Source organism: Peptoniphilus harei, from assembly GCF_900454685.1.
Classification (GTDB): Bacteria; Bacillota; Clostridia; order Tissierellales; family Peptoniphilaceae; genus Peptoniphilus_A; species Peptoniphilus_A harei.
Window position 1 is genome coordinate 1 of sequence record NZ_UATM01000004.1, and the last position, 13,922, is coordinate 13,922.

General features: G+C 28.9%; 5 protein-coding genes and 3 pseudogenes. All 8 read right to left on the reverse strand.

What is annotated here, in order from left to right; translation table 11 throughout:
• Positions 1-116 precede the first annotated feature (116 nt).
• Positions 117-698, reverse strand: a complete 582-nt coding sequence (locus DRZ96_RS10825) for a hypothetical protein (RefSeq protein WP_256584645.1) — start codon at positions 696-698, stop codon at positions 117-119.
• Between the two features lie 40 nt (positions 699-738).
• Positions 739-1,155, reverse strand: coding sequence for a hypothetical protein (locus tag DRZ96_RS10830; protein WP_256584646.1), 417 nt, complete (start codon positions 1,153-1,155; stop codon positions 739-741).
• A pseudogene (locus DRZ96_RS12130) lies at positions 1,145-7,017 on the reverse strand (SNF2-related protein); the annotation flags it as partial. The pseudogene DRZ96_RS12130 and the gene DRZ96_RS10830, both read right to left, overlap by 11 nt.
• 2,259 nt (positions 7,018-9,276) lie before the next feature.
• A pseudogene (locus DRZ96_RS12135) lies at positions 9,277-9,510 on the reverse strand (hypothetical protein); the annotation flags it as partial.
• A 1,262-nt stretch (positions 9,511-10,772) separates the two neighbouring features.
• Positions 10,773-11,231 (reverse strand): TnpV protein, encoded by a 459-nt coding sequence (locus DRZ96_RS12140; protein WP_079392108.1) that lies wholly within the window; start codon positions 11,229-11,231, stop codon positions 10,773-10,775.
• Between the two features lie 1,027 nt (positions 11,232-12,258).
• Positions 12,259-12,489 (reverse strand): type III toxin-antitoxin system ToxN/AbiQ family toxin, encoded by a 231-nt coding sequence (locus tag DRZ96_RS12390; RefSeq protein WP_256584647.1) that lies wholly within the window; start codon positions 12,487-12,489, stop codon positions 12,259-12,261.
• A 4-nt stretch (positions 12,490-12,493) separates the two neighbouring features.
• The gene (locus DRZ96_RS12395) at positions 12,494-12,817 is read right to left on the reverse strand and encodes a type III toxin-antitoxin system ToxN/AbiQ family toxin (RefSeq protein ID WP_256584648.1); all 324 of its coding nucleotides are present in this window, start codon (positions 12,815-12,817) and stop codon (positions 12,494-12,496) included.
• Between the two features lie 277 nt (positions 12,818-13,094).
• A pseudogene (locus tag DRZ96_RS10620) lies at positions 13,095-13,922 on the reverse strand (DNA topoisomerase); the annotation flags it as partial.

A 13,922-nucleotide genomic window follows, 5' to 3' on the forward strand; every position in this document is an offset into this window, starting at 1 on the left:
CTTCTTTTCATCCACTTTCATATCCCCTTTAGTCTTAAATTCCTTTAATTTTCCTAGTGTTGATGCTTTTGCTTTAGTATGCTCTTTAGCTTTTAATAACTTTGCAGAGTATACTTTTAGATTTGTGTATTCCTTATTATCCTTTCCCATACTTTTCTTTTCTTGCCAAATAGGTGTACAAAATCTCCTTTTTTCAAATTTTTTACTTGATTGATTTTGTCATTATAGGCGTAGCAGCTGATGAATTTTGCATTTCCTTCCTTGTCATTTTCAGCAATAGAAAAGGAGGCTACTTTAAAGTCCCTCCCATCTTTTGATTTTAAATCTTTAATTTCTATATCAGTTGCTATATTTCCATCTATATTTAATGTATCCTTCTCTTTATTATCTATATCTTTCATCTCTTTATCTCCTTGTTCTTGATTAACTTCTAAGTTTTCTTTTAACTCTTCTTCGTCTATATATTCAATAAACTTCTCATCAATAAGCCCCATAACTGAATCGTTCATATAATTATCATAGGCATTATTAAGAACATTTTCATTTTCTACTCCTGTTTCAAGAGATATAATACCTTTTACAAATTCTTTATGATTATATTCTGCTAAAAAATCTATTGTATTCTTCATGCTTTCAAAATTTGTATTTTCCATATTTGCTATTGTTTTTATATCACTTGCATATCTAACAGAATCCATTCATACTTTCCACTTTCTTTATTAAATTCTACTCCTGTGGCTAAAATAATTGATTTCCGTCAAATAAGGTCGCTTGATTATCTTTCACATCCAGTACCATAGTGTCTCCAAATTCAGTTTCATTACATTTCCCTTTTTTATATTCATTGCTATTCCTCCTTTTATTTTTTATCCATCTCATCTGTGAATCTTTTATTTCTTCTTCTTTCTCATCACTAATAATAAATTGTTTGATTTCTTCAACTGTTGGATCATCAATTGTAGTCTGAATAAATTCAACTAATTTATCTTCTGAAGTGGCAAAATTTTTAATTCCATATTCAACTATATTGTTAATTATTCTCTGAGTAGCACCATCAAAAGAAAAATTTTTCTTGAATAAATTCATTAAATCTATCTCTATCAAATTCCATATTCTTTTTCCTCTAATAATATCATTTAAAGTTTTATCTGCCACATGGTTCACTATTATTTATTTCTTTTATATTATTATTTACTGCTAAATTCTCCCTATATCCCTTTAATTTATCCATAATAGATGTTTTTTCTTTCATTTCAAAATCTCCTATTTCCTGCACTTTACTATCTCTAAAAATCAGCATCATTTCTATCTATTATTCCGTCTAAATCCATATCTTTAGATAATGGATCATAGAAGTTGCCATCATCATCTATCTCAAGTCCCATTACTTCTCTCAGTTTTTCTTCATTTACTGATACAAGCTCACTAAAATCCCAAAATCCAATAGATGTCTTTATCTGTACTAGCTCTTTTAAATCACTTGCATCTAAGGGATCATAGGTGTATTGAAAGCTGTCAATTAGGTTCTTATCTACATAGGTGTTCATCTTGTAATTTATTAAATCTAAACTTACTTGTATTTCATGTTTTTCATCTGGTGTAGTTGTATAAGCTATTCCTATATCTGTTAAGTCAGGAAATATAGTATCAAAGTCTCTAACCTGTTTTCTTCATCATATTCTCTGTTAAGGAAGTCTATCAATTCTTCCTTTACTTCTTCTAGTAATGGATTATCTTGGCTTATATCTTCACTTTTTCCCATATCTAGTAAATTATTTACTTCTGCAAGTCTTAATGTCTTATCCTTTAAAAGTTCAGCTTGTGGAAATGTCTTTTGTATTTCAATTTTGGCTGTTTGAAATTGCTCTTCTGTATCTTTTAGTTTTGAAATTGTATTTTCTAATCTTTCTGGTAATTTATCTAATACATTATCCATTCTTGTTATATTACCTATTTCATCTGTACCAAACTCTCCTCTATATTCTCCCTTGCCTTTTAATATAAAGTTATATTTATTGAAAAAAGAATCATATTTTATGGATAAATCAAAATTTCTATATTCACCTATTTTTTCTCCATCTTTATCCATTTCCCTATATATTTTAACTCCCTTAATTTTGTTCAACAAAACTCTCCAGCTATTTTCTTATCTATATACTTCTTTCCGTCAATAATTAGAGAGGTAAATTTATTATCTTCTTTTAAATTTTTATCTACATCTCTATAAGGCTCAACATTTTTAATATCTTCCTTTAAGTTCTCTATCCTTTCTTTTAATCTTTCTATTTCCTTTGGATAAAATTTAACTACTTTATCTTCCAGCTTGTAAAGATTTGATTTAAAATTGGACTCTAGCATTTTAAGTTTAGAAACTTCAACATCAAGGTCCATCTTCTCCTTTATTAATGGATTTCCTGTTGCAAGAGCTTTGATTTCGGCATAGTTTAATGTGGCTTCGTCTACATCTTCTGCAACTCTTACAGGTGTCTTTGAAGTCATAATTTGAGAAATATATTTTTGTTTATTCTCTAAGGTTTGGAAAAGATAGGCATCAAAAGTATTTTCTGTTACATATCTAAATATATGGACTTCCTTATTCTCATTTCCCTGCCTCACAATCCTTCCTGCCCTTTGAGAAAGATCAGCCGGTCTCCATGGTATATCAAGATCGTGGATTGCAATTAGCTTGTCTTGGGCATTAGTACCTGCTCCCATTTTCTGTGTTGAACCAAGCAAGACTCTTATTTCTCCCTTTCTTACCTTATCAAAGATAGCATCTTTTTCCATATTGTTTTTTGCCTTATGAATAAATTCTATTTCATTTTCAGGTACTCCCATATCTATAAGTTTTGTTTTAATATCATCATAGATATTAAAATCACTACTTGGTGTAGACATATCACAAAATATTAATTGAGCAGATTTTTTATCTTTATATTTATCCCAAATGCTAAATACATTTTTTATACAGGTATTTACCTTACTATTAGGATCATCAGGAAGTAAAGGATTGATTAATCTTTGATCTAATGCCATCTTCTTCCCATCATTTGTTATTAATAGCATATTATCAACACTTGAATCTACCTGCTTATCACGAACCTTATCTGCTCTCTCGGAAAAAGTTTCAAGAATTTCTTTTTGTTCTTCGGTAGGCTTTGTTTTTATAGTTTCATAATGGGCAATTGGTGTAGGAAGATTTAAAACATCAGCTGTTTTAATATCCATAAATCCTTTTACAGTATTCATAAGTTCAGGAAGATTATAAAATTTTGCAAATCTGGTTTTGCTCCTATAACCATTACCCTCAGGATTTAATTCTATTGCCGTTATTGTTTCTCCAAAAGTAGATGCCCAAGAATCAAAATGTTGCAATTTCATCTTTTTTAATTCATCATACTGTAAATATCTCTGCATAGTATAAAGTTCAGCCATACTGTTGCTTACTGGTGTACCTGTGGCAAATACTAATCCTTTATTATTAGTTATTTCATCCATATAGCGGCATTTCATAAGCATATCTGATGATTTTTGTGAATCTGTAGAAGTAATTCCTGCTACATTCCTCATTTTAGAAAATAGATAGAGGTTTTTGTAGGCATGGGCTTCATCTACAAATAACTTATCTACTCCCAGTTCCTCAAAGGTTACAACGTCATCTTTCTTATAATCAGCATTTAGTTTTTCTAACTTTGTCTCTAATTTTTTCTTTGTTTTTTCTAATTGCTTTACAGTAAATCTTTGATCCCTTTCTCTCTTATATTCATCTATATAGTCAATGATTTCATCAATTTGACCTTGCAATTCATATTCTTGTCTTTCTTTTGATATAGGAATTTTTTCAAATTGACTGTGCCCTATAATAACAGCATCAAAACTTCCTGTAGCAATACGACTACAAAATCTTTTTCTTCTATCTGGTGTAAAATCTTTTTCTGTAGCACATAATACATTAGCTCCTGGATAAAGTTCATTAAATTCTCTTCCAAATTGCTCTACAATGTGGTTAGGAACAACAAACATTGACTTATTACTCATCCCAAGTCTTTTTGACTCCATGGCTATACCTATCATTTCAAAGGTTTTTCCTGCTCCTACTTCATGGGCAAGTAAAGTATTTCCACCAAACAAACCTCTTGCTATGGCATCTTTTTGATGTGCTCTTAATTCTATTTCAGGATTCATTCCTTCAAAAGTAAGATTAGATCCATCATATTCCCTTTGTCTTATGGAATTGAATCTTTCGTTATAATCTTCTACTAATCTATTTCTTCTTTCCACATCATCAAATATCCAGCTTTTAAATTCTTCTTTTATCATCTCTTGCTTACTTCTTGCAAGCATTGTTTCTTTTTGATTAAGCACAGATTTTTTCTTTCCATCACTGTCTTCTACTTGGTCAAATACCTTAGTATCTCTTAAATTTAAAGTATCTTCTATCAATTTGTAGGCATTTACCCTATTTGTACCATAGGTAAAAGAAGCAAGGTCATTGTCCCTATCAGAGCTTTTTCCTTCAACTCTATATTCTCCTGTAAAGTCAGAATACTTAATATCTATATTCCACCTTGATGAAACTGGTGTTTTCAACAAATCAAACATAAATTTTTTGTAATCTTGTTCCGGTATCCATGTTGCACCCATTCTAACTGTAATCTCACTTGCATCTAGTGCTTTAGGCATTACTTCCACTAGCTTTGCTTTTTGAAAATGTAACTCTTCTAATTCTTTTTTTAAGAGTTTACTATCCTCTAGATTTTCTTCCTTTCCTAACTCTTTTTCGATGTTTTTAATATAAGAGTCTACAACTTCAATTTTATCTCTTATATTTCCTGACAAGTATTCATCAGCACTTACGTAAGTTCTTGAAAAATCTCCTAGCTCTTTAGCAGACTTAAATGGATTCATATCATTAGGTTCAAAGGAATCTAAATTTAAAAATATTTCTCCCTTTAATTCTTCTATTAATTTATCTCTTGTTTTTCCTGTCAATTCTTCCATATAATCAAAATTTATTTTACCTTTTTGACTAATAGAGAGTACCAGAGCATCTATTGCCCTATCTGTATGATCTATTATTACAGCTTTTTTTATAGTTCTCTTGTTAAAGATATCAGATTTTCCTATAAAGTTGCCTTCTTTATCTAATTTCTCCAAAGTTGAAATTAAAGAAAAATTGGCATCTTCTCTAAATAACTTTTTATTGGTTTTTGAATTTAGTCTTCCATGTTTGCTATTGAAATCATCGTAGAACTTATTTAGATTTTCTTGTTCTTTTTTTATCTCTTCATCTGAATAGTCTTCTTTTTGATAGGTTATAACTTTCCTTAGACCTTCATTTAATCTTAAATATTCTTTTACCTTATCTTTATCCTTTTGGTTTAAGGATATTCTTTGCATAATTGAATTTTCTCTAAAATATATTTCATCATCCACTAAAGCAAAAGAATAGTTTTTAACACTATCATCAGCTGGTATTGTTTCTTCTCCTAAATCATCATTTATTTGAGCTTCTTCATACCTACCTTGGATATTTTTAATGGCTTTTTTTAGTCCTTCTTCTAAAGAAATATCTTTATTTTCAATACATGCAAGGCTTGTCCCAAATCTTGACGGTATTTCTTCCATAGTCCCTATTACCATCTGAGGATTATCTACAAAGTATTTATTATATATTAGTCCTTTTGCATCTTTGTCTAGCTCTATCCAGTCTTCATCTATCTTTAATAGTCTATCTCTCTTTTTTAAAAAGATTATATCTGAAGTTACTTCTGTTCCAGCTACCCCTTTAAATGTAGTATTTGGTAGTCTTATTGCTCCTAAGAACTCTGCTCTTTCCGATATATATCTTCTAACATCTTCACTTTTTTTATCCATTGTTCCTGAAGATGTTATAAATGCAATTATGCCTCCATCCCTAACCTTATCTAAAGTTTTAGCAAAAAAATAATCGTGAATTAGAAAGTTATTTCTTTCATACTCACGATCTGCTACTTTAAATTCTCCAAAAGGAATATTTCCTATGGCTACATCAAATAGGTTATTAGAAAAATTGGTTTCTTCAAATCCTTTTATTTGTATATTGGAATTAGGGTAAAGTTCTTTGGCAATTTGTCCACTAATGCTATCTAATTCAACTCCATAAAAGTTTGACTCTTTCATTTCTTCAGGTAGATTTCCTATAAATCTACCTGTCCCAGCACTTGGTTCTAATATATTTCCTTTTTCAAAGCCAAGATTAGAAAGACTTTCATAGATAGCGTCTATAACTACTTTCGGCGTATAAAAAGCTGTTAGGGTTGATTCTATTGCCCTATTATATTCTTCCCCAGTTAGATTTTCTTTTAAAAAGTTCCTTGCTTCAAGCCATTGACCTTCCTTTTCTTCATCAAATACATCAGAAAGTCCTCCCCAGCCGATATACTTTGCCAAAATTTCCTGTTCATCTTTTCTTGCACTTCTATTTTCTTTTTCTAAGGTCTTTAAGACATTTATAGCTTCAATGTTGTTTTTTAATCTCTGTGAAGGTGGTAGGTTTTCTTCTTCATTAATAATTTTATAGTTTTCTAAAGAAACTTCAGAAACCCCTTCTATATTCTCTCTATCAGTCCTTATTAAATCATTATTTTCTTTCCATTCCTTATATTCTTCTAACTTCTTATCAATAGTTTCTTTTCTATGAGTGGTTAATTTCAATGAATTACCATCTCCGTCAATTTTGTCAATTCCTTTGAGGTAAGAAAAAGGTAGAGTAAATTCCCTATGATTTTTTGGATTAGATGAACTATATACTAAAAATTCTTCCTTTTCATTATCAACACTTACTATAAACTGATCAGCAACAAGAGAAGATTTATTATTTATTACATCAAGGCTTTTATATAAGAGCCTTGAATTGTCTTTTTTAACTTTTTCTTCGTTATTATTGTCAATATCTTCAAAGCTAATTTGTTCTACTAATTCCTCTTTATCGATAGATTGTTTTTTACTTAATTTATCTTTTTCACTAGATTTATATTCTTCTAAATCTTCCTTTCTTACAAAGATATTAGAAACAGGTCTTTCTCTACTATATATTACTTCAGTAATACCACTCTTATCTATTGTACTTAAAGCTAATCTACCCATTCCAGCTTCATTAAATTCATTTTCTTTAATTAAATATTCCTTATTTCTAAATTGAACTGGTAATCCTAAAAGACTATAATCTTCTATTTCTAACGGAATTAATTCCTCTTTTTTTATAACTTCCAAATCAAGATCTTTGTAGTCATTAAAAAGAATTATTTCACTTCCGGTAATAAAACCATTCATTAGTCCTGTGCTATCTTCTAGTTCTATAGTTTTAGGACTTGTAGTATCGTTAATGGCAGTTATAGTGTATTCTTTTCCTTTGTATCTAACATTCATACCTTCTTTAAATGGATTTTCTTCTTGCCTTGTTCTATCATTTTCAATTTGCTGATTTAAATATCCATTTAAAAGCACTTCTCTATGTTTATCATCAAGTAAATAAGGTAAGTTACTTAATATGTCCTTATAACTTTTATATTTTATAGCTTGATTAGAATTTAAAATATACCCATTGTATCGTAAATTTTGTTTAAGAGATTTTCCCTTAACATCTAAGATTAGCTCTACCTTATACCCTTCTTTTCCATCTATAATATTTTCTGGTTTTTTTAATAATCCATCTTCTATTTTCTTTGACAGTAGTAAGTATTCTTCATCTTGAGGATCAAAATAGTATTCTCTTTTTTCTTTGATATCCTTATCTATTAACATGGAAAGAACTTGTTTCTTATCTCTTATTTCTTCAATTTTGGATTTTTCTTCTTGCGATAAATTTATATTAAAAGTGATTTTATTTTCTTCATTTATATGTGCTAAATTTTGATATGCTCCATTGATTTCAAGATTTTTATTAAAAACATATATATCATTATAATAATCTGGAAATTGCTGATTAAAGCTTTGAACATCTATATCATAGCCTTCCTCAAATTTTGTAACTTTATCATCAGTAATTTCAAATAAACCTTCCCTTTCCAATTCTAATACATCATTTAAATTTGTAAGATTTGCTTCTTTCATTTTGGCAGTAATTTCATCAAACAAACTGTCTATTTTTTTGCTATCTTCAAAAGATTTCCCTTTATATAAAGTATAGATCTTTCCTTGTGAGTTTTCCTTTCTTGGATAAACTCTAATTCCTGTTTCTTCTAATTCTATATCCTTTGTTTTATATTTATCTACTAAAGCATAATAAAATCCTACTTTTACTGCTATTTTATCTTCTACAATCTCTTTTGTTAATTTTTCTTCTACTTCATTTCTTAATACTTCTAAAGCTTTTAAATCGCTTTCTTTAAAGGAATGTGAGAATAGTTTTAAGTCCTTATCAAAATAGGCATCATATGAATAATATATTATTTGATTATGGTTATTATCATATCCACTGGAAATATCTTTTATTTTTAAATATTTATTATCCTCTGTTCTAACTATATCTCCCACTTTTATAGAGAGTATCTCCTTATCATCTTCTATATTGTTTTCATGTGAATTATTTAAATATTCTCTATATCTATTTTCTATTCTAATAGCTAATTCTTTAACCTTATCTATTGCCTTCATATCATCCGGAAGATTTCCCTGTTTATCGGCAACTTCTCTCATGATTTTTACATATTCTCTTTGGAATACAGAGTTAAAACTTGCTAAGGTATTATTTCCTAAGTTTTCTCTTGCCTTTATAATTTCATTTTCTAAAACTTTATCCTTAACTAATACATCAAAAATTCTATCTTCAATTTGATTTATTGAAATTATTTTTTCATCTATCTTATTTCCTTCTATAGTTTGATTAAGTTCTATCTGACTTTTTCCTATTTGTTCATAAAGAAATTCAAAGTCTCTTTGGTTGATCTCATTTCCATCACCTATGTCTATCTTATAGTGATCAACTATTTTCCCATCTACTATATGGTTAAAATAGAATTTGGAATACCCCTCCCACTTATCAGTCATCTGCCCATATTCATCTTCTCCTAAGGTCTTATTATGAAGTCTTATCTTTTCATCTATTTCCCTTATTTCATCTAATAGTTCTTTAGTCAGCCTTTGTCCTGCATAATCTTTTTCTATTAGACTTGAACCCTCATTAAACTCAATTATCCAATAATCATCTTTTCTATGGCTATCTAAATCAAAACCTATATTCTCTTTATTTTTATTAGGATAAAATTCCTTAAATTCTTCAAAACCATTTACTATATCATCATCTATAACTTCTTTGTTAGAATTAACTACAATATTTGGAATATCATCATATCGACTTTGACTTTCTAAAAGGTAATATTCTCTTCCTTCTATTTCTTCCTTTTCTTTAATATAAAAAGTGTCATGTATTCCCTCAAGAATAATTCCATCGTCTAACTGGTCTAATGGTATATCTAATTGTTTTTCAAAGGCTATGGAATATATTTCTTCTTTTAAAAAGTTTGGCATAAATTCATCATAAATGATAAGTTTTCCATCATCACCTATACTTGCTACAGACTGTCCTTGATAATAATATATAGAACTATTATTTGTTCTTTCTATATATACATCATTATCAGTTGGAGGCAAATCATCTTGATAATTTATATACTCCTGGCTTTCTTTTTCTGTTTTATTTATTTCCTGATCTGTTTTTTTCTTCCTATTTTCTTCAAAACTTTCTTCATCTATATATCTATTCTTTTTAATAAGGTCATTAATTCTTCTTGCAACATTAGACCAAGATAGTAGTATTTCTTTTGCATTACCTTTATTATATTTTATTCCCTTCGCATCGTGCCACTCACCACTTTCTCTTGCAGCAGATAGTGCATGAGAACTTCCACCTACGCCATATTCATTTTTCAAGAAATCTGCTTGTTCTTTTAAATCATGCTTTTCAGTAAAAAATTCATATATTCTTTTCTTTCCATCAGAAAACCCGCTTCCTCTTTTTAGGCTTTCATCTATTTCATCTTGTGTTATAAAACTCTGAATAGGTGCAATATCCTTTAAATTTGACCTATATAATTTTCTTTCTATTTCTAAATCATTGATATCATTATAGATTTTAGATAATTTATAATGATGAAATCTTAAAATATCAGGATTAATCTTATATTCTTCTAAAAATACCTCGTATTCTTTTCTGAGTTTATTTATAAAATTTTTATCTTCAAGTTTTTTCCCGAGATTTTCTTTTTCATCTGGGAAGCCTCTTCCTTTTATATCATTAAGAATCGCTAAATATCTATCCTTAGTTTCATCAGTAAGATCTCTCTTTAAATACAATAATTTTTCTGCTATTTTTTCTCTTTCATATGTCGCACTTTCTACAATCTCAACATTGCTAGCAAATTCTCCTCTATCTAATAAATTATTAATATTATTAGCTAAATCTTTCCAAGAAACTATTTGCCCTTCTCTATATCTTGCCTCATCTCCATCTTTTAAAATTGCTCCTTCCTTTCCAAACCATGCAGATATCTTTCTTCCTTCAATTTCAAGACCATTGGCTCCCCTATATATTTCTTTCAAAAAGTTTGCCTGTTCTTCTAAAGATTTACCCTTAGAAAATTCTGCTATTACTGCTAATCTTCCATCTTCATGATTTCCTCCATGTATTAAAAATGTATCTATTTCTCTTTGACTTATTGGATTTGAGAAGGATATTTGCTCTCCATGATTTTTAGCAGAAAAAAAGGAAGTAGACTCTACTTCCTCATTTTTTAGATTAGGATTATCTCCCTTTCCCCTATTTCTTGTAGGGTCATATCCATGTTCTTCTTCAATCTCAGATATTTCAGATAGTCCTCTTCTTTCAGTTCTTCTGTCAGACCCCAAGTTTCCATCATTTTGACTTCTTCCCTCGTGATAAAGTCCTCTATCTCTTTTTCCTTTGATAGAAGATGATCCATCAATGTCCCTTGCAAATACATTATCTGATAATCCTCTTCTTTGTTCTCCTTGAGAAAGTTCAATCTCATCCTTCCCCATCTGTTGAGTTTCTTTAAATCTATTTCCTTGGGAATTGCCATATTGGGTATTAGGACTTCCATGCCTTCCTCCAATTCTTCCATCTTGTATGTCCCTCCCTGTCTCTCGAAGGAATTCTCCTTGACGATTGGTGTGTAAATCCCCTCCTCCATGAGGTATTCCTTGCCTGCCAATGTTAATTTCTCTTTCATCTTCCAAGCCTCCTTTAAAATTTATTTCACCGTTTATATCAGAACTTAATTTATTATAACGCTCCTTAAGCTCTTTTGTCTGCTCCAAATCTTTTCTTTCTTGAATTTTCTCTAAAATTTCTAATCTTTTTATTTCACTTCCCAAATCAAGTAAGATATTTTTACTTATATTAGCACTTATACTTAATACTTTGTCTATGTCCGAACTTGATATTTTAGACAGTAAAGATAAGTTTTCTTCTTTTAGCTGATATGAGACCTCCATTCTCTCGCTTATAGAAATTTTTACGGATTCTTTTAACAAATTAAAAAGGTCTACCTTTTGAATGCTTTTTAAACTTTCATCAGATAGACTTTCTAAAATTTTATTGAATTTTCCTCTAACATTACTTTCTACTAAGGCAGCAATTTTATCTTCTTGGCTTAATAGAAGCTTACTATCTTTTTCTTTAAACTTATCTATCATTTCATCTAGTAAGTTTAAATGCTTTTTGCTATCATATTTCCATAACTTTACCTCAGAAATATTATGATTAATACTTACTGTTTGCCTTATGTCGAAGATATATTTTATCCTTCCACTATCTATATCTAAAAGTGGTATTCCTTTTTCGCCTCTTTTAACGCTTCTACCTATACTTTTCCAATAATCAAATTCTGCACAGGCTGTTGCTTTTGGATCCATATTGTATATAGATATTTGATGTATATATGGATACTTATAGTTATTGCCTGATACCTTTAAATATTCCTCATATTTTTTTATATCTTCTTAAATTCTTCTTTTGCAAGATAGATTGTTCTACTTAAATCTACTATATCATATCTTGGCATTTTATCCCTCCTCATTATAGTGATAAAAATGAACTAAATTTTATATATTTATTTATTAAACTTTATTTCTTTCTATTTTTTAAATTTCTGTAAGCAAAAGATAACTTTAAAATGTCATTTACGCTATCTTTTTATTGCAATAAAAAAACGATTGGAATTTTTTACTTTTCTAATCGCTTTAACTGCCTTTATTCTATTGCTTCCAATCCAACATTGCTTTTTCTAACTTTGAAAAATTGCAATTTGCTCTTCTTATAATTCCTGTTTCTTTTTGATTTTTGTATATTTTTTCTACCTTTATCAAGACCTTTGTTTTATTTTTTAAACAAAAAGCGTATTCTTTTTGAAATAAGTCTTTATATCTAATATCCTCAAGTTCGTTAAAATCAATTCTTTCATAACAATCAGTCGGTACAGGAATCATTTTCTTAATATCCAATATAGATAATATGTGCATTTTTTCTATCAGAATAATATTTGTAGATATCTCCATCTATAGTAATACTATTATCGATCACTTCATAAATCAAAAAATGCTCATCAGAAACATTCTTCCATTTTTTATGTTTTTCCTTTGCAGAAGAAATTGGAATAAAATAATTATAATTTTCTATACCAACAATAATTCCAACAAATGGTTTTATACTGTTTCTATACGATGGGTTGTAATAAACTTCTGAATCTACTTTATTTAGATATTCAAGGTAATCAGAGTTTACAGTATAAAATCCATATTTTATAACTTCTACCATTATTTTCTCCTAAAAAAACAGAGAGGTTTAATCCTCTCTGCTTGCTTTAATGCTTCACCTTTGGGATATAGGTAGTGAGACACCTTCTTTAATGCTCCACCTTTAACGGTAGTGGGACACCATCTTTATCTGATAAGAGTATAACATATATTCATAGTAATATCAAATAAGTAAATTTCCTAATGCCTACTCTTTTATCACTTATATTATACCCTATTTCTTTCATAAATCACTCCTTTCTTCATTCCTATAACCGTATTCAATTTTTATAATCAATTTACTTATAATATTTACCTATAGTATTTTTTATTTCTTCTTCAATTTCTTTTAAAAAATTCTCTTTATTTTCCTTACCCTTTGCTATATCACTTAATCTCATTTCCCATTTTGCTGTTGTCTTTGGAGATTTAAACTCATCTATAACTATAGTAACTAGGTTTAATCCCTTCCTAGTTGATATTAGGTTTTTCTTTTCTCTTTTATATAACCTTTGTATATCAAATTTTCTATTATTCCCGCTCTTGTAGCAGGAGTACCAAGTCCTTTTCTTTCAATTTCAACATCCTTAACTAATTCATCATTTCCAGCTATTTCCATTGCTTTTAAGAGTGTGTCTTCAGTGAAGTGTTTAGGTGGATTTGTATACTTCTCTTTTATATCTTTATTTTCAATATATAAAAAATCTCCTATTTTTACATCAGGAAGTTGTATATCTTCTTTCTTCTTTGATGTATATTCTTCTAAATATTTTGTAAACCCTTCTTCTGCAATTATTTTATAAGTGTTTATAAATTCAAACCCGTCAAATTCAGCCACTATCTTTGTTGTATTTTCTACAAGTGGATATCCAAAACTTGCATAGAGTTTATTTGTTATAAGTCTATATACTTTGGCTTCGCTTTCCGGGAGATTTGAAATATCCTTATTTAATGAACTTATCGTTGGAATTATTGCATGATGATCTGTAACTTTTTCAGAATTAAAAACTACCTTAATTCTTTCTGTGTCAAAATCATTTTTTCCTATAATATTATTTACAGTGCTTTCTATCATGTCTACTGTCAAATATCTTGAATCTGTTCGTGGATAGGTAATATACTTCTTT